This window comes from Pseudomonas sp. SMV71 (genome assembly GCF_052042015.1).
Classification (GTDB): Bacteria; Pseudomonadota; Gammaproteobacteria; order Pseudomonadales; family Pseudomonadaceae; genus Aquipseudomonas.
In genome coordinates, this window is sequence record NZ_JBKGGU010000028.1 from 38,428 (window position 1) to 59,815 (window position 21,388).

The 21,388-nt window shown below is 62.7% G+C and carries 19 protein-coding genes; 10 read left to right on the forward strand and 9 right to left on the reverse strand.

Going from position 1 to position 21,388, the window contains the following annotated elements:
* Positions 1 to 221 precede the first annotated feature (221 nt).
* A complete protein-coding gene (locus ACLEJQ_RS23425) occupies positions 222 to 1,520 on the reverse strand; it encodes an MFS transporter (protein ID WP_440798911.1) in 1,299 nt (432 codons plus the stop codon).
* A gap of 373 nt (positions 1,521 to 1,893) precedes the next feature.
* Here ACLEJQ_RS23425 and ACLEJQ_RS23430 point away from each other — a divergent pair, with 373 nt between their 5' ends.
* The gene (locus ACLEJQ_RS23430) at positions 1,894 to 2,298 is read left to right on the forward strand and encodes an acyl-CoA thioesterase (protein WP_003177184.1); all 405 of its coding nucleotides are present in this window, start codon (positions 1,894 to 1,896) and stop codon (positions 2,296 to 2,298) included.
* Positions 2,299 to 2,354: 56 nt separating this feature from the next.
* On the forward strand, positions 2,355 to 3,254 hold the full coding sequence (locus ACLEJQ_RS23435; RefSeq protein WP_440798913.1) for a D-hexose-6-phosphate mutarotase: 900 nt from the start codon (positions 2,355 to 2,357) through the stop codon (positions 3,252 to 3,254).
* A 140-nt stretch (positions 3,255 to 3,394) separates the two neighbouring features.
* Here the strand turns inward: ACLEJQ_RS23435 and ACLEJQ_RS23440 are convergent, their stop codons facing one another.
* The 5 genes from ACLEJQ_RS23440 to ACLEJQ_RS23460 all read right to left on the reverse strand — a co-directional run bounded on the left by ACLEJQ_RS23440 (position 3,395) and on the right by ACLEJQ_RS23460 (position 7,211).
* Entirely contained in the window at positions 3,395 to 3,931 is a 537-nt protein-coding gene (locus tag ACLEJQ_RS23440; RefSeq protein ID WP_440798914.1) for a DUF3299 domain-containing protein, read from the reverse strand.
* 89 nt (positions 3,932 to 4,020) lie between these two features.
* A complete protein-coding gene (locus tag ACLEJQ_RS23445) occupies positions 4,021 to 4,266 on the reverse strand; it encodes a GlsB/YeaQ/YmgE family stress response membrane protein (protein ID WP_003187057.1) in 246 nt (81 codons plus the stop codon).
* Positions 4,267 to 4,371: 105 nt separating this feature from the next.
* Positions 4,372 to 5,457 (reverse strand): 5-(carboxyamino)imidazole ribonucleotide synthase, encoded by a 1,086-nt coding sequence (locus ACLEJQ_RS23450; protein ID WP_440798916.1) that lies wholly within the window; start codon positions 5,455 to 5,457, stop codon positions 4,372 to 4,374.
* A gap of 12 nt (positions 5,458 to 5,469) precedes the next feature.
* A complete protein-coding gene (gene purE / locus ACLEJQ_RS23455; RefSeq protein ID WP_003196369.1) occupies positions 5,470 to 5,961 on the reverse strand; it encodes a 5-(carboxyamino)imidazole ribonucleotide mutase in 492 nt (163 codons plus the stop codon).
* 332 nt (positions 5,962 to 6,293) lie between these two features.
* Positions 6,294 to 7,211: a LysR substrate-binding domain-containing protein gene (locus ACLEJQ_RS23460; RefSeq protein ID WP_440798918.1), complete on the reverse strand. Its 918-nt coding sequence runs from the start codon at positions 7,209 to 7,211 to the stop codon at positions 6,294 to 6,296.
* Between the two features lie 176 nt (positions 7,212 to 7,387).
* On the opposite strand from ACLEJQ_RS23460, the gene aspA reads away from it, so the two are divergent.
* From aspA to ACLEJQ_RS23480, 4 genes are all read left to right on the forward strand, one after another.
* Positions 7,388 to 8,812, forward strand: a complete 1,425-nt coding sequence (gene aspA / locus ACLEJQ_RS23465; RefSeq protein ID WP_440798920.1) for an aspartate ammonia-lyase — start codon at positions 7,388 to 7,390, stop codon at positions 8,810 to 8,812.
* Positions 8,813 to 9,305: 493 nt separating this feature from the next.
* Positions 9,306 to 10,754, forward strand: coding sequence for an alanine/glycine:cation symporter family protein (locus ACLEJQ_RS23470; RefSeq protein WP_053150391.1), 1,449 nt, complete (start codon positions 9,306 to 9,308; stop codon positions 10,752 to 10,754).
* A gap of 133 nt (positions 10,755 to 10,887) precedes the next feature.
* Positions 10,888 to 11,892 (forward strand): asparaginase, encoded by a 1,005-nt coding sequence (locus tag ACLEJQ_RS23475; protein ID WP_440798922.1) that lies wholly within the window; start codon positions 10,888 to 10,890, stop codon positions 11,890 to 11,892.
* Positions 11,893 to 12,130: 238 nt separating this feature from the next.
* Complete coding sequence (locus ACLEJQ_RS23480; RefSeq protein WP_440798924.1) at positions 12,131 to 13,123, forward strand: AraC family transcriptional regulator; 993 nt, start codon at positions 12,131 to 12,133, stop codon at positions 13,121 to 13,123.
* Between the two features lie 194 nt (positions 13,124 to 13,317).
* Here ACLEJQ_RS23480 and ACLEJQ_RS23485 read toward each other — a convergent pair whose 3' ends face one another.
* Both ACLEJQ_RS23485 and ACLEJQ_RS23490 read right to left on the reverse strand, forming a co-directional pair.
* Positions 13,318 to 13,968, reverse strand: coding sequence for an HAD family hydrolase (locus ACLEJQ_RS23485; RefSeq protein ID WP_440798926.1), 651 nt, complete (start codon positions 13,966 to 13,968; stop codon positions 13,318 to 13,320).
* Between the two features lie 194 nt (positions 13,969 to 14,162).
* The gene (locus tag ACLEJQ_RS23490; RefSeq protein WP_440798928.1) at positions 14,163 to 14,708 is read right to left on the reverse strand and encodes a gamma carbonic anhydrase family protein; all 546 of its coding nucleotides are present in this window, start codon (positions 14,706 to 14,708) and stop codon (positions 14,163 to 14,165) included.
* A gap of 99 nt (positions 14,709 to 14,807) precedes the next feature.
* Here ACLEJQ_RS23490 and prlC point away from each other — a divergent pair, with 99 nt between their 5' ends.
* From prlC to ACLEJQ_RS23505, 3 genes are all read left to right on the forward strand, one after another.
* Positions 14,808 to 16,859 (forward strand): oligopeptidase A, encoded by a 2,052-nt coding sequence (gene prlC / locus ACLEJQ_RS23495; RefSeq protein ID WP_440798930.1) that lies wholly within the window; start codon positions 14,808 to 14,810, stop codon positions 16,857 to 16,859.
* Positions 16,856 to 17,134 (forward strand): YheV family putative zinc ribbon protein, encoded by a 279-nt coding sequence (locus ACLEJQ_RS23500; protein WP_440798932.1) that lies wholly within the window; start codon positions 16,856 to 16,858, stop codon positions 17,132 to 17,134. The genes prlC and ACLEJQ_RS23500 overlap by 4 nt, the downstream gene beginning before the upstream one ends.
* Before the next feature lie 270 nt (positions 17,135 to 17,404).
* Entirely contained in the window at positions 17,405 to 19,393 is a 1,989-nt protein-coding gene (locus ACLEJQ_RS23505) for a M3 family metallopeptidase (protein WP_440798934.1), read from the forward strand.
* A 4-nt stretch (positions 19,394 to 19,397) separates the two neighbouring features.
* Here the strand turns inward: ACLEJQ_RS23505 and ACLEJQ_RS23510 are convergent, their stop codons facing one another.
* Positions 19,398 to 20,078 (reverse strand): phosphatase domain-containing protein, encoded by a 681-nt coding sequence (locus tag ACLEJQ_RS23510; protein WP_440798936.1) that lies wholly within the window; start codon positions 20,076 to 20,078, stop codon positions 19,398 to 19,400.
* 195 nt (positions 20,079 to 20,273) lie between these two features.
* On the opposite strand from ACLEJQ_RS23510, the gene ACLEJQ_RS23515 reads away from it, so the two are divergent.
* Positions 20,274 to 21,332 carry a PA0069 family radical SAM protein gene (locus tag ACLEJQ_RS23515; RefSeq protein ID WP_440798938.1) on the forward strand — a complete coding sequence of 353 codons (1,059 nt, stop codon included), beginning with the start codon at positions 20,274 to 20,276 and terminating at the stop codon, positions 21,330 to 21,332.
* The last annotated feature ends 56 nt before the right edge of the window (positions 21,333 to 21,388 follow it).

Here is a 21,388-nt window from a genome sequence, read left to right on the forward strand (position 1 = left end):
GGTGTGTTAAGTCGGCCAAGTATCGGTAAGCCGTGTGAACACTCTATGGCTGAAATATGACAATTGGATGAAAGGCCAGCATTGAGTTTTGCAGGATGATTCGTGATGCCCCCTAATCGCGAGCAGGCTCGCTCCCACAGGGGTTTGCGGTGTGCGCAGAACCATTGTGGGAGCGAGCCTGCTCGCGATGAGGCCGGTAAAGCCGATGAAAGACTCGGTGCCTAGCGCCCCTTCTTCCAGAGATACGCCCCCACCACAATCCCCATCCCACACAGGATCGCCACGTAATACGCCGGCCCCATCGGACTTTCCTTGAGCAACAGGCTGACGATCATCGGCGTCAGGCCGCCGAAAATGGCGTAGGCAACGTTGTAGGAAAACGACAACCCGCTGAAACGCACGACCGGCGGGAAGGCCTTGACCATGACATACGGGACTGCACCGATGGTACCCACCAGCAGACCGGTGAGGGCATACATCGGGAACAGCCAGCCGGGGTGGTCGGCCAGGCTGTGGTAGAAGGTCCAGGAACTGGCCAGCAACGCCGCGCAACCAAACACGAAGACGCGTCCGGCGCCGAAGCGATCCGCCAGCACACCGGCGAGGATGCAGCCAACGCTCAAGAGCACGATCGCCACGCTGTTGGATTGCAACGCGGTGGTCGGCGCAAAGTGATAAACCGTTTGCAACACGGTCGGGGTCATCAGGATCAACACCACGATGGCGGCGGACAGCAGCCAGGTCAGCAGCATCGAAATGGCGATAGCGCCACGATGGTCACGCAGCACCGCCCGCAACGGCACTTCCTCGGCCAGGGCCTTGCGCAATTGCAACTCGGCGAACACCGGGGTCTCGTGCAGCCAGCGACGCAGGTAGACCGAGAACAGGCCGAACACACCGCCCAGCAGGAACGGGATCCGCCAGGCGTAGTCCGCCACTTCCACCGGGGTATAAATGCTGTTGATGGCGGTCGCCACCAGCGAGCCCAACAGGATCCCGGCCGTCAGACCCGAAGTCAGCGTGCCGCAGGCGTAGCCGATGTGCCGCGCCGGAACGTGTTCGGAAACGAATACCCAGGCGCCCGGCACTTCGCCGCCGATGGCCGCGCCCTGGATGACCCGCATCAGCAGCAGCAACATCGGCGCCCACATGCCGATCTGCGCATAGGTGGGCAGCAGGCCCATGATCAGGGTGGGTACCGCCATCATGAAAATGCTCAGGGTGAACATCTTCTTGCGTCCCAGCAGGTCGCCGAAGTGGGCCATGATGATCCCGCCCAGCGGCCGGGCCAGGTAGCCGGCGGCGAAAATACCGAAGGTCTGCATCAGGCGCAGCCATTCGGGCATGTCGGCGGGGAAGAACAATTTGCCGACCACGGTGGCAAAGAACACGAAAATGATGAAATCGTAGAACTCCAGCGCGCCACCCAAGGCCGACAGCGACAAGGTCTTGTAATCGTTGCGGGTCAACGGTCGTGCGGGTTGGGATGGCGTCGCCGTGCTCGAAGGCGCAAGGGTCATGGCAAGGACTTCTCTTATAGTAGTTTCTGCAACCCTGGCAAACGGGTTGGGGCCTGGGCAGGTCCGGCACGATAGCAAATTGTTCGAAAAAGCACATAGAGGCGCGTGATTGACAGCCGAAATCGGAACCCAATGGTCGTCGCGACGCCTATCGCCCGATATACTCGCAACCTTGCAACACTCTGTAAGGGGTTGCTGTGCGAAAACGCCGTTGGTGGTGTAGTACAAGACCAGCCGGTTTCGCAGAGTATCCCTTGGCACGCCTTGACGAAAAACGTGAAGAACCTGGCATGTTCGGGATGAATCGTTTTTTTCAAAGACGGCTGTTCACCCTGAAGCACAAGACAGAGTTACGGGTCAGAGGCCCCTCGGCATGATAGAGCTCGAACAAGAAGATCCAATCCCGCAAGGCGACCTGGCCCTGCAAATCACCGCACTCCCGCGTGAGACCAACGGCTTTGGCGATATTTTCGGCGGCTGGCTGGTGTCCCAGATGGACCTGGCCGGCACGGCCATGGCCAGCAAGGTAGCGGGCGGACGCGTCGCCACCGTGGCGATCGATCGCATGGCGTTCCTGGTGCCGGTGGCGGTGGGTGCGCAGCTTTCCTTTTATACCCAGGCCCTGGAAATCGGCCGCAGCTCGATCCAGATGATGGTCGAGGTCTGGAGCGACGATCCGCTGTCCAGCGAATGGCGCAAAGTGACCGAGGCGGTGTTTGTCTTCGTCGCCATCGACGGCAGCGGTCGCACGCGTTCGGTCCCGCCACGCGCCCGTTAAACACGGCGACCGTTTTGTGGTCCATTGCAGTTCCTGTTCCCGAGCGAGAATGCAACATGCCTACGCCCAACGTCGAAGCCGTCAAACTGGATGAACTGAACGCCTGGCGCATCCGCCACGGCCAGGCCGAGTTGCTGGTGGCCCAGCAAGGCGCGCATATCCTCAGCTACCAGGTCGACGGCCAGCCGCCGCTGATCTGGCTTAACGACCAGGCCACGTTCAAAGCCGGCAAAAGCATCCGTGCCGGTGTACCGGTCTGCTGGCCGTGGTTCGGTAACCTGACCCGCAACCCCGAGAGCGTCCAGGCCATGCGGGTGAGCAACGACCCGGCCACCGCCCACGGACTGGTGCGAGCGATGGACTGGGAACTCAAAGGCATCCAGACCCAAGGCGAAAGCCTGGCAGTGGAATTCGTCCTGCCCTACCCCGAAAACGGCCTCTCGGGCTGGCCGCATCAGGTGGACCTGAGCCTGACCATCGTGATGGACGAGCAGCTGCACATCCGCCTCACCAGCCATAACCGGGGCAGCGAAACCGTCACCTTGAGCCAGGCGCTGCACAGTTATTTCGCCGTGAGCGACGTACGCAACGTGCATGTCGAAGGGGTAGATGGCCTGCGCTATATCGAAACCCTGGACGACTGGAAAACCGTCGCTCAAACAGGCCACCTGAACTTTGCCGGCGAGACCGACCGTATCTACCTCGAAACTCCGCCCGTCCTGAGCATCGTTGACCCACAGTGGGGGCGCCGGATTGAACTGACCAGCAGTGGCTCGCGTTCGGCGGTGATCTGGAACCCCTGGATCGAACGCGCCAAGGCGTTCAGTGACATGGCCGATGATGGCTGGCAACGGATGCTGTGCATCGAGACGGCGAATGTGATGGAGGATGTGGTGACGCTGTTGCCTGAGGCCAGCCACACCCTTGGCGTGAGCATCGGTAGCAAGCCGCTCTAAGCCACACCACAAAAACACTTAATGTGGGAGCGAGCCTGCTCGCGATGGCGGACTGTCAGCCAGCTTTTTTTGTGACTGGTGCACCGCAATCGCGAGCAGGCTCGCTCCCACAGGGGATTTGTGTCAGGCCCGTCGTACGTCTACAGGTCCGCTTCCTGCACCACCCTCACCTTCTCTGCATCCAGCGCATACGCCGCGCTCGCCAGGTCGTTGTCGACCTTTTCGATCTTCAGCGTGCCGGTTACCCACAGCGGCGTGTAGATGTCGTCCAGCTTCAGCCCCTTGGGATAGCGCACCAGCACCAGTTGGTTGGGCGGCGGTGGCGGGACGTGGATGCAGGCGCCGGGGTATGGCACCAGGAAGAACAGGGTGCTGCGGCCCTTGGCGTCGGTCTCCAGGGGCACCGGGTAGCCGCCGATGCGGATGTGCTTGTCGTTCATCGACGCCACGGTCTTGGTCGAATACATCACCGCCGGCAAGCCTTTGCTTTGCTTCAGGCCACCTTTATGGGTGAACGTGCCGTCGGCCTCGGGGGAGTTGTGGTCGATCTCGGGCATGGCTTCGAGAGCTTTCTGGTCCGATTTGGGCATCAGTTCGAGCCAGTCGGTTTCCGGCAGTTCGGCGGCTTGGACCAGGCCACCGCTCAACAGAAGAAGGGTCAACACTAGACGGCGCATGAAAGGGCTCGGCAATGAGTGAAAAGTGAAACGCCGGGCATTCTAGCCCCCTGCACGCGCCGCGAGCAGAGGGCTTTGTCGCATTTGAATCAGTTTCTTTTGATCAGGCCGTAGATCACCAGCAGCACGATCGCGCCCACCAGGGCACCGATGAAGCCCGCGCCCTGGCCAGCCTGGTAGATGCCCAGGGCCTGGCCGCCGTAGGTGGCTGCCAGCGAACCGCCGATACCCAGCAGGATGGTCATGATCCAACCCATGCTGTCATCGCCCGGTTTAAGGAAGCGCGCCAGCAGGCCGACGATCAGGCCGATGAAGATGGTTCCAATGATTCCCATGGCAATTCCCCGTTCGATTGAGAAGCTTATGCCAAAGCCTAGTCGGGCTTTGGCACCTTGCCATGAGAGAATTCGACCGACGAATGGTTCCAACCATGTTGCAGATTATTGCTCGGCGATCAGCGTCTCGACCTTGATGATCTGCTGGGCCAGGGTCGCCCGGTCAGCACAGCGCAGGTTGGCGTGACCTACCTTGCGCCCGGCCTTGAACGCCTTGCCGTAATGGTGCAGATGGCAGTCGGCGATTGTCAGTACCTTCTCGGTGTCCGGCACCTTGCCGATGAAGTTCAGCATCGCGCTTTCACCGACCTTGGCGGTCGAGCCCAGCGGCAGCCCGGCCACCGCCCGCAGGTGGTTTTCGAACTGGCTGCATTCGGCACCTTCGGTGGTCCAGTGCCCGGAGTTGTGCACCCGAGGCGCGATTTCGTTGGCCTTGAGGCCGCCGTCCACTTCAAAGAACTCGAACGCCATGACGCCGACATAATCGAGCTGCTTGAGCACCCGGCTCGAATAGTCCTCGGCCAGGGCCTGCAGCGGATGGTCGGTGCTGACGACGGACAGCTTGAGGATGCCGTCCTTGTGGGTGTTGTGCACCAGCGGGTAGAAACGGATTTCACCGTCACGAGCGCGCACGGCAATCAGCGAGACCTCCCCGGTGAACGGCACGAAGCCTTCCAGCAGGCAACCCACGCTGCCCAGTTCGGCGAACGTACCGACCACGTCTTCAGGGTTGCGCAGGACTTTCTGGCCCTTGCCGTCATAACCCAGGGTCCGGGTCTTCAGCACCGCCGGCAAGCCGATCGCGGCGACGGCGGCGTCCAGGTCGGCCTGGGACTGGATGTCGGCGAAAGCAGGCGTGGGGATGCCCAGGTCCTTGAACATGTTCTTTTCGAACCAGCGGTCACGGGCGATGCGCAAGGCTTCGGCGCTGGGGTAGACCGGGACGAATTGCGACAGGAAGGCCACGGTTTCGGCCGGGACGCTTTCGAACTCGAAGGTCACCAGATCGACTTCATCGGCCAGCTGACGCAGGTGATCCTGGTCACCGTAGTCGGCTCGCAGGTGTTCACCCAGCGCGGCAGCGCAGGCGTCCGGCGCCGGGTCCAGGAAAGCGAAGTTCATCCCCAGCGGCGTACCTGCCAGGGCCAACATGCGACCCAACTGGCCGCCACCGATTACACCGATCTTCATTCGTCAACCACCTCAGGCAATGCGTGGGTCTGGATTGTCCAGGACGCTGTCTGTCTGCTCAGCGCGGAATTTTTTCAGCACGGTATGGAACTGTGGGTGCTTGGCGCCCAGGATGCTTGCCGACAACAGGGCTGCGTTGATCGCACCGGCCTTGCCGATGGCCAGGGTCGCGACCGGGATACCGGCCGGCATCTGTACGATCGACAGCAGCGAATCGACGCCCGAGAGCATCGACGACTGCACCGGCACGCCCAACACTGGCAGGTGGGTCTTGGCCGCACACATGCCAGGCAGGTGAGCCGCGCCACCGGCACCGGCGATGATCACCTCGATGCCACGGGCCTCGGCTTCTTCGGCGTACTGGAACAGCAGGTCCGGGGTGCGGTGGGCAGACACCACTTTCACCTCGTAGGGGATGCCGAGCTTTTCCAGCATATCGGCGGTGTGGCTAAGGGTGGACCAGTCGGACTTGGAGCCCATGATCACGCCAACCAATGCACTCATCAACGTGCCTCTTCTCTCTGGGCGCCCGCAGGCGCGTCAAAAAACAACAAGCCACGCGGGAAACCGGCGTGGCTTGTTGTACGAATAATGGCCGATCTGGACCGGCCGAAGGCCGCGCAGTATACCGCAATGAAGCAGATAAACAGCCCCTGTCGCGACCATCTGTCATTTGCGGTTAAACGGCGATTTTATTGACCCGAAGGTCAGCGAACGCACACCTCAATTCCCTGTGGGCGGGCCTGCTCGCGATGGCGTCGGATCAGCGACATCGGTGCAAACTGGCCCACCGTTATCGCGAGCAAGCTCGCTCCCACAGGGGATATGTGTCGTTATCAAGAATGGGGGACACCCTGTGCCACCCCACCCTCCAACTTGCGCCACAGCAGCCGCACATTGGCCTTGCGCACCAAGGCGCAGCGATACAGGCGGATTTCCAGCGGCACGTGCCATTGCGCCCCGCCGCAGATTACCAGCTCGCCCCTGGCCAGTTCGGCGCGCACGCTCAGGTGCGGCACCCAGGCGATGCCCAGGCCTTCCAGGGCCATGCTCTTGAGGCTGTCGGCCATGGCCGTCTCGTAGACCGTGGTGAACCGCAGCGCTCGCTGGCGCAACAACTGGTTGACCGAACGCCCGAGGAACGCCCCGGCGCTGTAGGCCAGCAATGGCACGCTGGTTTCACCTTCGAGGTCGAATAACGGTTTGCCACCGGCATCGGCGGCGCAGACCGGGAGCATTTCGGTCTGTCCCAGGTGCAGGGATGGGAAAATCTCAGGATCCATCTGCATCGCCGAATCCGGATCGTAGAAGGCCAGCATCAGGTCGCAGCCGCCCTCGCGCAGGGCGTGCACGGCATCGCCGACGTTGGTCGCCACCAGCCGCGTGGCGATGTTCATCCCGTCGTTGCGCAACTGCGCGATCCAACGTGGGAAAAAACCCAGCGCCAGGGAATGCGCGGCTGCCACCTGGATCACCTCGCCCTGTCCGCCTTCCAGGTGATGTAAGTGACGCAACACCTCGCCCAACTGCTCCACCACCGTGCGCGCCGTCACCAGGAACAACTGCCCCGCTGCCGTCAGCTCCACCGGCGTGCGGGAACGGTTGACCAGCGTCAGGCCCAGCGCCGCTTCAAGGCTGCGGATGCGTCGGCTGAACGCCGGCTGCGTCACGAAGCGCCGTTCAGCCGCTTGGGAGAAACTCCGGGTCGCGGCCAGGGCACTGAAGTCCTCGAGCCACTTGCTTTCAAGATTCATACAACCTCCCGACGCACCAAAACAGGTCACACGTTCGCCGCACCTTCGGCGTCACACCGGCATTATGCCGAATCTGCATAGGCCAGTGTTTAACAGCATTGGCCCAAATTTCTATCCAGGCCTAGGATTCGCAGCGTTCCGGCTCAGACCGGGTCCTTATCGAGATGATTTCTATCATGTCCTCCGCTGCATCTTTCCGCACAGAAAAAGACCTGCTTGGCGTACTCGAAGTACCGGCGCAAGCGTACTACGGCATCCAGACCCTACGAGCGGTAAACAACTTCCGTCTCTCCGGCGTCCCGATCTCGCATTACCCCAAGCTGGTGGTCGGCCTGGCCATGGTCAAGCAAGCCGCCGCTGACGCCAACCGCGAGCTGGGCCAGCTCAGCGAAGCCAAGCACGCAGCCATCAGCGAAGCCTGTGCACGATTGATCCGCGGCGATTTCCACGAAGAGTTCGTGGTGGACATGATCCAGGGCGGCGCCGGCACGTCGACCAACATGAATGCCAACGAAGTCATCGCCAACATCGCGCTGGAGGCCATGGGCCACCAGAAAGGCGAATATCAGTACCTGCACCCCAACAACGACGTGAACATGGCGCAGTCCACCAACGACGCCTACCCGACCGCGATCCGCCTGGGTCTGCTGCTGGGTCACGATGCGTTGCTGGCCAGCCTCGACAGCCTGATTCAGGCGTTCGCTGCCAAGGGTGAGGAATTCAGCCACGTCCTGAAAATGGGCCGTACCCAACTGCAAGACGCCGTGCCGATGACCCTCGGCCAGGAATTCCGCGCCTTCGCCACCACCCTGAGCGAAGACCTGGCGCGCCTGAAGTCCCTGGCGCCTGAACTGCTGACCGAAGTGAACCTGGGCGGTACCGCCATCGGCACCGGCATCAACGCCGACCCACGCTACCAGGCCCTGGCCGTGCAGCGCCTGGCAACCATCAGCGGCCAGCCACTGGTCCCGGCTGCCGACCTGATCGAAGCCACCTCCGACATGGGCGCCTTCGTGCTGTTCTCCGGCATGCTCAAGCGCACCGCGGTCAAGCTGTCGAAGATCTGCAACGACTTGCGCCTGCTGTCCAGCGGGCCGCGTACCGGCATCAACGAAATCAACCTGCCGGCTCGCCAGCCAGGTAGCTCGATCATGCCCGGCAAGGTCAACCCGGTGATCCCGGAAGCGGTCAACCAGGTGGCGTTCCAGATCATCGGCAACGACCTGGCCCTGACCATGGCGGCCGAAGGCGGCCAACTGCAGCTGAATGTGATGGAGCCGCTGATCGCCTTCAAGATCTTCGACTCGATCCGCCTGCTGCAACGGGCCATGGACATGCTGCGCGAACACTGCATCGTCGGCATCACCGCCAACGAAGCGCGCTGCCGCGAACTGGTCGAACACTCCATCGGCCTGGTCACTGCCCTGAACCCGTACATCGGCTATGAAAACGCCACCCGCATCGCCCGTGTTGCCCTGGAAAGCGGCCGCGGCGTGCTGGAACTGGTGCGCGAAGAAGGTTTGCTCGACGACGCCATGCTCGACGACATCCTGCGCCCGGAAAACATGATCGCTCCGCGTCTGGTCCCGCTCAAAGCGTGATCGACGCGACCATTGCTCACCAGGTCGAGGGACTAGACACCTCTCACCTTTTGAGGGCTTGGGGACCTTCCCCAAGCCCTTTTTTTTAATTGAAAGCTGTCAATCGAGGATGCCTGAACCTGTGGGAGCGAGCCTGCTCGCGATGAACGATGACGCGCTGCCGTTGGAAAAAACCGTGTCGCCAGCCATCGCGAGCAGGCTCGCTCCCACAAGAACCTGACCGAAAGGCCAGGTGTTGCAAAAGGTCCGTTTCGGCGGACGCACCACAACCGTGCAGACGGGCACCGCACTGATCGGTATAGTGCCGCCCCTCTTCGCGTGAGCGGTCGTCGGTAACGAGGCCCAACACATGCGAAACCCGAACTAATAACAAACCCGCGAAGTGGTCCGGGACGAAACATCGCCTCGCCTGTTGTGTCGCTCGCCGACCAATGTAACGCGATGTTTCCAAATGGCCAGTATTTGCTTAAACAAAAAACAGCGAGGAATACTCATGCTCGAAGTCATCAACGACTTCCTCTCAGGGAAAGTGCTGATCCTGCTTATTGTGGGACTCGGTAGCTACTTCACGATCCGCTCGCGCTTCGTCCAGTTCCGCCATTTCGGCCACATGTTCAGTGTCTTCAAAGAGTCCCTTCACGGCCAGGCAGGCCAGCTGAGCTCGTTCCAGGCCCTGATGCTGAGCCTCGCCGGTCGCGTCGGCGCCGGTAACATCGCCGGTGTCGGCATCGCCGTGACCCTCGGCGGCCCGGGCGCTGTGTTCTGGATGTGGGTCACCGCACTGGTGGGCATGTCCAGCAGCTTCTTCGAATGCACCCTGGCCCAGGTCTACAAGCGCGCCGACGGCGACGGCCTGTACCGCGGCGGTCCGGCCTACTACATCCAGCACGGCCTGAAGCTGAAAGGCATGGCGGTGGTGTTCTCCATCCTGCTGCTGGTCACCTACGGCTTCGCCTTCATCGGCCTGCAGTCCTACACCGTGACTCACTCGCTGCAGAACGCCTTTGCCTTCGATCCACGCCACACCGGTATCGTCCTGGCGGTGCTGCTGGCCATCACCTTCATCGGCGGCATCAAACGCATCGCCGCGGTGTCCGACCTACTGGTACCGATCAAGACCCTGGCCTATATCGGCGTGACCCTGTACGTGATCGGCACCCAGATCGAACACGTGCCAGCCATGCTGGAAACCATCTTCAAGAGCGCCTTCGGCCTCGACCCAGCCTTCGGCGGCCTGCTCGGCAGCGCCATCGTGATGGGCGTGAAGCGTGGCGTGTTCGCCAACGAAGCGGGCCTGGGCAGTGCGCCGAACGTCGCCGCCGTGGCCGCCGTGAAGCACCCGGGCGCCCAGGGCGTGGTCCAGGCCTTCAGCGTGTTCCTCGACACCTTCGTGATCTGCACCTGCACCGCGCTGCTGATCCTGCTGTCGGGCTTCTACACCCCGGGCTTCGAAGGTGACGGCATCGTCCTGACCCAGAACTCGCTGGCCGCCGTGGTCGGTGACTGGGGACGCGTGTTCGTCAGCGTCGCGCTGTCGCTGTTCGTCTTCACCTGCATCCTCTATAACTACTACCTGGGCGAGAACAGCCTGCAGTTCCTCAGCCGCAACCGCGTCGTGCTGATGGTTTTCCGCGGCCTGGTTCTGGCGCTGGTGGTATGGGGTTCGATGCAGGATCTTTCGACCGTGTTCGCCTTCGCCGACATCACCATGACCTGCCTGGCCTTCGTCAACTTGATGGCCCTGGCCATGTTGTTCAAGGTCGGCCTGCGCGTGATGCGCGACTACGACGAGCAGCGCCGCGCCGGCGTCAAGCAACCAGTGTTCGATTCCAGCAAATTCACCGATCTGGACCTGGACCTGAAGGCCTGGCCGACCAGCCCAAGCCAATCGGCTCCACGCGAGCAAGGCGCAGCCCAGGGCACGCCTGCCACGCAACGCTGATCGCCCTGGCGGGTGGCTCCCCGCCACCCGCCGCGACAGACCGCAACGAGTGGCGTCCTGCCACTCGACGTGACACACCTTGCGCACGCAGGCATGCTGCGGCGCAAGGTGTATTCGTCCAGGAGACCCATCAATGAATTCCGCCTCTTACCCTGCCGCCCAGCACGTCATGGTGCTCTATACCGGCGGCACCATCGGCATGCAGGCCAGCGCCAACGGCCTGGCCCCGGCGTCCGGCTTCGAAGCGCGGATGCGCGGCTACCTGCACAGCCAGCCCGAACTCGTCATCCCGCAATGGCGCTTCCGGGAAATGGCGCCGCTGATCGACAGCGCCAACATGACCCCGGCGTACTGGCAGCAACTGCGCGAAGCGGTGGTCGATGCCGTGGATGTGCAGGGCTGCGACAGCGTGCTGATCCTGCACGGCACCGACACCCTGGCCTACAGCGCAGCGGCGATGAGCTTCCAACTGCTGGGCCTGCATGCACGAGTGTGCTTTACCGGCTCGATGCTGCCGGCCGGCGTGACCGACAGCGATGCCTGGGAAAACCTCAGCGGTGCGCTGGTCGCCCTCGGCCAGGGCCTGGCGCCGGGTGTGCACCTGTATTTCCACGGTGAGCTGCTGGCGCCGACCCGCTGCGCGAAAGTGCGCAGCTTCGGTCGCCATCCGTTCAAGCGCCTGGAGCGCCAGGGCGGTGGCGTGAAAGCCGCGTCCTTGTCTGCGCAATTGAATTACGACCAGCCCAAGCAGCTGGCAAATGTCGCCGCGCTGCCGCTATTCCCCGGCATCAGCGCCGAAATCGTCGACGGCCTGTTGGGCAGCGGCGTAAAGGGGCTGGTGCTGGAATGCTACGGCAGCGGCACCGGGCCAAGCGACAACCCGGCCTTCCTCGCCAGCCTGGCACGGGCACGGGATAACGGCGTGGTGGTCGTAGCGGTGACGCAATGCCATGAAGGCGGCGTCGAGCTGGACGTCTACGAGGCCGGCAGCCGTTTGCGCGGGGTCGGCGTGCTGTCCGGCGGCGGCATGACCCGCGAGGCGGCGTTCGGCAAGTTGCAGGCGTTGATTGGCGCCGGGCTGGCGGTGGAAGAGGTTCGGCGGCTGGTTGAGCTGGATCTGTGTGGTGAGCTTATCTGACACCGCCCTGCATCAACTTGTGGTGACGGGCTTTTGTGGCGAGGGAGCTTGCTCCCGCTCGGCTGCGCAGCAGTCGTAAAGCAGACAGCGCCATTTGACCTGGATAGAGCCGGTTGCCTGTTGGGGGCTGCTGCGCAGCCCAGCGGGAGCAAGCTCCCTCGCCACAACAGCGACGTCACACTGAAGTACCCGGCATATAACTTGCTCCGTTTCCAGCTTCCCAAGGCTGGAAACGGACATGCTGCATTCCCACCTCACCACCCTTAACGCCGTCTCCCTGGTCCTCAGCACCTTTGAACACGAAGGGCTGTCCGGTGAGGTATTGCTGGCCGGCAGCGGCATCAGCCCGGCGGACCTGAGCCGCGCCGACACGCGCATCACCACCAACCAGGAACTGCAGGTCTGCGCCAACGCCGTGGCCCTCAAGCGCGACATCGGCCTGGAGTTGGGGCGCAGCATGCACGTTTCGTCCTACGGCATGCTCGGCTATGCCCTGCTCACCAGTGCCACCTTAGGTGACGCCCTGCAACTGGCGCTGCGCTACCCGGCGCTATTGGGAACACTTTTCGACCTGAGCCTGGTGGAAGACGGCGAGCACATCTGGTTCAGCGCCAGCAACTACCGGGAGGACCCGGCCCTGGCCGCGTTCAATGCCGAGTTCTGCATGGTTTCGCTGAAAGTCATCTGCAACGACCTGCTCGGCCACCCGCTGCCCCTGCACGCGGCGCGCTTCGAACACCCGGCGCCGGATTACCAAGGGCGCTATGGGACCTGCTTCGATTGCCCGGTGCAGTTCGACAGCCTCGACAATGCGTTCGCCTTCGACCGACGCTGGCTCGCACAACCGCTGCCGCTGGCCGACCCGATCACGCACCAGGCCATGGCCGAACGCTGCCGCCGGCAAAACACCGAATTCACCGGCCGCCAGGCCTGGCTCGGGCGAATCCGCCAACTGCTCGACGCCCAACTGGACGCCGCCCCCGGCCTGGAAGGCCTGGCCGAACAGATGAACTGCTCGGCACGCACCTTGCGCCGACACCTCAAGGGCCTGGGTTGCAGCTACCAGGACTTGCTGGACGAGCTGCGCTTCGAGCGGGCCAAGCAAATGCTCTGCGAAGCCCAACTGCCGATCTACCAGATCGCTGAAAAACTGGGTTTCAGCGAAACCGCCAGCTTCCGCCACGCCTTTGTACGCTGGAGCGGCGTCGCGCCGAGCCAGTTCAGGAGCTGAAACCAAACCAGGGCTTCATGCACAACCGCTAGCCCCGTGGCGAGGGAGCTTGCTCCCGCTGGGCGCAAAGCCGCCCCACACCGGCTGCCCTCATCGCGAGCAGGCTCGCTCCCACAGGTATTGGCGGCGATCACGCATTTTGCGAACACCTCGGAACACTGTGGGAGCGAGCCTGCTCGCGAAAAGCGATTTCATCAATCCCGCAAAAACGCCCGGTGCAACTCATCCACCGTCTGGAAGTGATACGCCGGGCTTTCGGCGCTGAGTTCTTCGTGGCTGCCGAACCCGTAGCCCACCGCCACTGCGCTCAAGCCGTTGCTGCGGGCACCGATCAGGTCGTGTTTGCGGTCGCCGATCATCAGGGTGTCGTTCGGGTCGAGGCCTTCTTCAGCGAGCAGGTGGGCGATCAATTCGACTTTATCGGTGCGGGTGCCGTCCAGTTCGCTGCCATAGATCACTTTGAAGTGCCGGGCGAAGTCGAAGTGGCGGGCGATTTCCCGGGCGAAGACCCAGGGCTTGGACGTCGCGATGTACAACTGCCGGCCCTGGCTGCCCAGGGTTTCCAGCAAGGGCAGCACGCCGTCGAAGACGCGGTTTTCATACAACCCGGTGACCTTGAACCGCTCGCGATAGAAATTCACCGCTTCCCAAGCCTTCGCTTCGTCGAAGTCGTAGAACTGCATGAACGCCTGCAACAGCGGCGGGCCGATGAAATGTTCGAGGCGGGTCAGGTCGGGTTCGTCGATGCCCAGTTTGCCCAGGGCGAACTGAATCGAACGGGTGATGCCTTCGCGCGGGTCGGTAAGGGTGCCGTCGAGGTCGAAGAGTAGGGTTTGGTGGTGCATGAAAGCTCCCAGCAGCGGTGCAAATGCCGTCCATTTTAAGGACTGAAACGAGTACGTGGCGAGGGAGCTTGCTCCCGCTTGACCGGGCTGGCGCTCCAGCGCGAAGCGCTCACAAAAAAAAGAGGACTGCTTCGCAGCCCAGCGGGAGCGAGCTCCCTCGCCACGATGAATCACCCTGATCGACAGTGGGCGCCTCAAACCTGATCGTAACCTTCCGCCAGGTGCAAATCCTTGAGCTTCACGTAGTTCGCCGCGCTGTAGGTGAAAAACGCTCGCTCCTTGTCGGTCAGCGGCCGGGCCTGTTTGACCGGGCTGCCCACGTACAGGAAGCCGCTTTCCAGGCGTTTGCCCGGCGGCACCAGGCTGCCGGCGCCAATGATCACGTCGTCCTCGACCACCGCGCCGTCCATGACGATGCTGCCCATGCCGATCAATACCCGGCTGCCCACCGAGCAGCCGTGCAGCATGACTTTGTGGGCGATGGTCACGTCGTCGCCGATCAGCAACGGGAAGCCATCGGGGTTGAAGGGACCTGCGTGGGTGATGTGCAGCACGCAGCCATCCTGCACGCTGGTGCGGGCGCCGATGCGGATGCGGTGCATGTCGCCGCGGATGACCGTCAGCGGCCAGACGGAGCTGTCTTCGCCGATTTCGACGTCGCCGATCACCACCGAGGTGCTGTCGACAAAGGCACCTCGGGCAAGCCGCGGGCGGTGATTCTGGTACGTGCGAAGGGTCACGATAGGCTCTCTCTCTGCTACTGATAGGCGCTGCTAGCTGCGGTGGACGTCGATTGTAATTACTATGGCTGCAAGTTTCTTCCAGCCAAGGTGCCAACCGTGAGCGTGAACAATCCTCTTTTGCAGCCCTACGACCTGCCGCCATTCTCGGCGATCCGTGCCGAGCATGTGCAACCGGCCATCGAACAGATCCTGGCTGACAACCGCGCCGCCATCGCTGAAATCCTCAAGACCCAGGGTCAACAACCGTCCTGGGCCGGCCTGGTGCTGGCGATGGACGAGCTCAATGACCGCCTGGGCGCCGCCTGGAGCCCGGTCAGCCATTTGAACGCCGTGCGCAACAGTCCTGAATTGCGCGAAGCCTACGAGGCCTGCCTGCCGGCATTGAGTGCCTACTCCACCGAGCTGGGCCAGAACCGCGAGCTGTTCCAGGCCTTCGAAGCCTTGGCGAACAGCCCCGAAGCTGCCGGCTTTGACGTCGCGCAGAAAACCATCCTCGAACATTCCCTGCGGGACTTCCGCCTGTCGGGCATCGACCTACCGCCCGAGCAGCAAAAGCGCTACGCCGAGGTGCAGAGCAAGCTGTCCGAGCTGGGCAGTCGCTTCTCCAACCAGTTGCTGGACGCGACCCAGGCCTGGACCAAGCACGTCACCGATGAAGCCGCCCTCGCTGGCCTGACCGACTCGGCCAAGGCGCAAATGGCTGCGGCCGCCCAGGCCAAGGGGCTGGACGGTTGGCTGATCAACCTGGAATTCCCCAGCTATTACGCGGTGATGACCTACGCCGAAGACCGCGCCCTGCGCGAAGAAGTCTACGCCGCCTACTGCACCCGCGCCTCGGACCAGGGTCCGAACGCCGGCCAGAATGACAACGGCCCGGTGATGGAACAGATCCTCGACCTGCGCCAGGAACTGGCCCGATTGCTGGGCTTCGCCAACTTCGCAGAGTTGAGCCTGGCGACCAAGATGGCCGAATCCAGCGATCAGGTGCTGAGCTTCCTGCGCGACCTGGCCAAACGCAGCAAACCGTTCGCCGCCCAGGACCTGGAACAGCTCAAAGCCTTCGCCGCCGAACAGGGCTGCCCCGACCTGCAAAGCTGGGACAGCGGTTTCTACGGTGAAAAACTGCGCCAGCAACGCTACAGCGTCGCCCAGGAAGCCCTGCGCGCCTACTTCCCGATCGACAAAGTGCTCAGCGGCCTGTTTGCCATCGTGCAACGCCTGTACGGCATCGAGATCGCCGAGCTGAAGGGTTTCGACAGCTGGCACCCGGACGTACGCCTGTTCGAGATCAAGGAAAACGGCCAGCACGTCGGTCGCTTCTTCTTCGACCTCTACGCCCGCGCCAACAAGCGCGGCGGCGCCTGGATGGACGGTGCCCGCGACCGTCGTCGCACCCTCGACGGCGTGTTGCAAAGCCCGGTCGCCAACCTGGTGTGCAACTTCACCCCGGCCGACAGCGGCAAACCGGCACTGTTGACTCACGACGAAGTCACCACCCTGTTCCACGAATTCGGCCATGGCCTGCACCACCTGCTGACCCGCGTCGATCATGCCGGCGTGTCCGGCATCAACGGCGTGGCCTGGGACGCAGTGGAACTGCCGAGCCAGTTCATGGAAAACTGGTGCTGGGAGCCGGAAGGCCTGGCGCTGATTTCCGGCCACTACGAAACCGGCGAGCCGCTGCCCCAGGACCTGCTGGAGAAGATGCTCGCGGCGAAGAACTTCCAGTCCGGGCTGATGATGGTCCGCCAGCTGGAGTTCTCGCTCTTCGACTTCGAACTGCACGCCACCCACGGCGACGGTCGCAGCGTGGCGCAAGTGCTCGAAGGCGTGCGCGACGAAGTCTCGGTGATGCGTCCGCCGGCCTACAACCGCTTCCCCAACAGCTTCGCCCACATTTTCGCCGGCGGTTATGCGGCGGGCTATTACAGCTACAAATGGGCCGAAGTGCTGTCGGCCGATGCGTTCTCCAGATTCGAGGAAGAAGGCGTACTCAACGCCGACACCGGCCGCGCCTTCCGCGAGGCGATCCTGGCCCGTGGCGGTTCCCAGGAGCCGATGGTGCTGTTCGTCGACTTCCGTGGCCGCGAGCCGTCGATTGACGCACTCTTGCGCCACAGCGGCCTGAGCGAGGACGCGGCAGCATGAGTGAGGAGCCTGTGATTACCAAGAAACGGTTCATCGCCGGGGCGGTCTGCCCGGCGTGCAGTGAGCCGGACAAATTGATGATGTGGAACGAAGACGGCGTGCCGCACCGCGAGTGCGTGGCCTGCGGCTACAGCGACACGCTCAACGAGCAAGGCCTGTCGGTGCCCAAAGAATTGGGTACCCGGGTCAACACCTCAGCGCTCAAAGTGCCGGACGCCAAGGTCCAGGCGGTGCAGTTCTTCCCCAACCCCAAGTTGAAGAAGAAACCCGACTGAATGAACCTTATGCTGTTCACTAAAGGACAGCGCGAAACCCGTGGCGAGGGAGCTTGCTCCCGCTGGGGAGCGTAGCGGCCCCTTCTTGTGGGTGCTGCGCACCCAAGCGGGAGCAAGCTCCCTCGCCACAAATGTATTCATCCTGTCGTAAGTGAGCGGACTGAATGATCCGGTATCACCCCCACCCCGGGGGCGATACATAGTTACCGCAGGCGCGCTTCCCTTCCTTTGCAGACTGGCCATCAAGCCCAGACTCACAGGAAGCTTTCCATGCTCGACGAAGACAATCCGCTGTTGCAGGCCTATGACCTGCCGCCGTTTGCCCAGATCCAGGCCCGGCATTTCGCGCCGGCCCTCGACCGCCTCCTTGCCCAGAGCCACGCTCAAGTGGCCGACATCATCCGAACCCAGACGCCCTTTCCCACTTGGGATGACCTTGTGCTGGCGATGGATGGAATCCACACACGCCTGGAAGGCTTCGGTTATCTGCTGCACGTTTTGACCACGACCCGGACCGGCGACGCCTGGGCGCGGGCCGCGTTTGATTGCAACGACCGGCTGCATGACTTCCAGGCGTCGTTGAAACGGCATCCCGCGCTGTTCACGCTCTATCAACGCCTGGCGAGCAGCCAGATTGCCCAGCATTTTTCAGCGCCTCGCAAACGCGCCCTGGAAAAAATCCTTCGCGAATTCCAGCAGAACGGCTCGGCTGACAGCCTGCCGGCCGACCTGAGCCTGTTGAAACTGCGCATGAAAGAGGTGCAGGGGCTGTTCCTGGAAAACCTGCACCTGGCCAACAAAGCCTGGAGCAAAACCGTTGACGACGAAACCCGGCTGAGCGGCCTGCCGTCGTCCTTCAAGCAACAGATGGCCCTCCAGGCAAAAAACGCCGGTCACTCAGGATGGTTGCTGACCCTGAGCGATGAATCGTTTCGCATCGTGACCCACTATGCCGATAATCGCCTGTTGCGCCAGGAAATGTACGAGGCCTACAGCACCCGCGCCTCGGACCAAGGCCCTCAGGCCGGCCAGTTCGACAACGGCGATGTCCTCAGGCAATTGCTCGACGACCGTCATCAGTACGCCAGGGCCCTGGGCTACAGCGACTTTGCCCAAATGGCGGTCGAGCCGGAGCAAGCCGCGTCCACCGAGGAAGTCCTGGCGTTCCTGCGGGCACAGCTGGAACGACAGCGCCGGATGTTCAAGCACGACGCCCAGCAGCTAAAGGTGTTTGCCGCACAGCAAGGTTTCAACCAACTCCTGCCCTGGGACTACCCCTACCTGGCGAACCGGCTTCGCCAGCAGACAGCGGGTATTTCCAGGCAGGCACTGAGCGCCTGGTTCGAGCTGGAGTCGACATTTTCACAGCTGCTGCTGATCGCAACGCAGCTGTTCGGGGTGACCTTCACCGAGCGCCAGGACGTGGCGACCTGGCACCCGGACGTGCGTCTTTTCGAGGTCAGCGAATGGGGTGCGGTGATTGGCTACCTCTATTTCGACCCGTTCGCGGACAGCCACCGAGACGGCTTTCCCAACACCACCACACTGCGCAATCGCCAGATCACCGCCGAAGGCCGGCCCCGGCATCCCATCGCCGCGCTGCATGCCTGGCTACCGCGCAGCTCGGGGCCGGAACCGGTGCTGCTCGATCATCTGCAATTGCGAATCCTGTTCCATGAGTTCGGCCACTGCCTGCAACATGTCCTGACCCGTGCCGAATATCGCGACCTGTCAGGCATCACCGGCCTGTCCCGCGACACCGCCGAATTTGCCGGGGTGCTGTTCGAACAATGGTGCTTCTCCAAACAGTGCCTGGTGCGCGTTTCGAAGCATCATCAAACCGGCGCGACGATGCCTGACGAGGTCGCCGATCAACTGCTGGCCTTCGCCACGACCCAGGCCAGTTGGGAAACCGCCGCCCTGTTGCGCGACGCATTGTTCGACATCGAGCTGCACCGCACCCATGGCGACGGGCGCAGCGTGCAGCAGGTCTACGAATATGCCAGCGCCGAGGTCGGGCACTTGCCGATGACGGAAAATGACCGATGGGCCAATGGCCTGGACTATCTGGTGACAGGCTATGGCGCACGGATCTACGCCTATGCCTGGTCGAAGGAGATGGCTGTCACGGTGTTCCGCCGATTCCAACGCGAGGGGCTGTTCAACCCGGCAACGGGACGAGCGCTACGGGAAACCATTTTCGCTCCAGGGGATTCGCGGCCTCTGGCTGAGTCCATAGCGGCTTTCTCGGCTACTTGATCGATCAGTGACCGGGAAGGGCCGCTTGCGGATCCAGGTGTCGGGGCGGCGTCGTCGAGTTGACCCAGCTTTCCAGGGAGCAAAGGGCAAATACGCTGGTACTGCAATCGCCGTTCGCCAACGCGGTGCGAAGTTTTTCCACATCGGCCTGCATCATGTAGCGCACCCCGTCCTTGAAGTGGTGACTGTCACCGAAGCCGCCTTCAGTCATTTCGTTCAGCGCGTCTTCCTTGCTCCAGCCCTGCACCACCACCCGGTACATGGCGGCCACCAGCCCGGTGCGGTCCGAGCCATGCTTGCAGTGCATCAGCACCGGCCCCTTGGCTTCGGCGGCCTGCACCGCGCGCAAGGCCTTGAGTATGTCGCTGTCGTCGACGTGATTGGTGCGGTAAGGCAACTGCACCTGCTCGATGCCCGGTGTGGACAGCCAGCGTGCGTCAGACTCCGGCAGAAAGGTGATGACCGTGCCGATCCTGAGTTTCGTCAGCAATGGCAGCGCCCCGCCGTCCGGCAGCGAGCTGCGGTAGAGCGTGGGCGACATCTGGTAAAGGTTGTAGTCCTTTTCCACTGGCTGGGCCCATTCCGGCGGTCGGGTTCCAGTGGCATCGGCCGCCTGGGCCGCGGTCTGGGCAAATCCGGCGAACAGGGCGAGGCACAGCAGTGAACGAAAACAGAGCTTGAGCATGTACGGACGACCGCGACCATGAAATAGAAGGCCAGCAGTTTCGGTTCGACCCGGTTAAAAACCCGTAACAAGGACGTCAAAGTGTTGTGAACTGGCTGCGATTTCATCCAGGCGTGAGGTCGGCCTGCCAAACGGCACTGGCCTGAACCGCGAGGGGAAGATACTGTATGCACATACAGCTTTCGGAGTATCCCCATGTCAGCTCCTCTTCCGCCTCGCGGCCGTGGCACCGCTGCCAACCCGTACAATCGCTTCGCGCCGAGTCGTTCAGTGGCCGAGGATGACGGCTGGTACCACGAAGTACCGCCGACCCAGGGCACCGAAGTGCGCATCGAGACGGCCAAGACCATCATTACCCGCAACACCTCGCCGGACATTCCGTTCGATCGCTCGATCAACCCTTATCGCGGCTGCGAGCATGGCTGCATTTATTGCTTTGCGCGGCCCAGCCATGCGTACTGGGATCTCTCGCCAGGGCTGGATTTCGAAACGAAGCTGATCGCCAAGACCAACGCCGCCGATGTGCTGGAGGAGCAACTGTCCAAGCGCGGCTACCAGTGCGCGCCGATCGCCCTGGGCTCCAACACCGATCCTTATCAGCCCATCGAACGCGAGCAACGAATCACCCGGCGGATCCTCGAAGTGCTGCTGCGCTACCGGCATCCGGTGACCATCGTGACCAAGGGCTCGCTGATCCTGCGGGACCTGGACCTGCTGGCCGAACTTGCGAAGCAGCGGCTGGTGGCGGTGATGATCAGCCTCACCACGCTGGATGATGAACTCAAGCGCATCCTTGAACCTCGGGCGGCGGCGCCCAAGGCGCGGTTGCGGGCGATCAGGGTCATGCGCGAGGCGGGCATCCCGGTGGGGGTGCTGTGTGCACCGATGATTCCGATGATCAACGACAGCGAGATCGAGGCGCTGCTGGCCGAAGCCCATGCCGCCGGCGCCCAGACGGCTTCCTACATCATGTTGCGCCTGCCTTTGGAGGTGGCGCCGCTGTTCGAAGAATGGTTGCAGGCGCACTACCCGCAGCGCGCCGCCCATGTGCTGAGCCTGGTGCGCCAGAGCCGTGGCGGCGAGCTGTACGACAGTCAGTTCGGCAAACGCATGCGTGGCGAAGGGCCGTTCGCCGACCTGCTGGCCCAGCGCTTCACCAAGGCGATCAAACGCCTGGGGCTCAATCGCCGCGAGGGTTACAATCTCGATTGCGAGGCCTTCTGTCCGCCGGGTCGACAGATGTCTTTGATTTGAATACGGTTGCCCTTAAATTGGGGCTCGGCACACCGGCGGCCCGGGGTTCCAAGCGC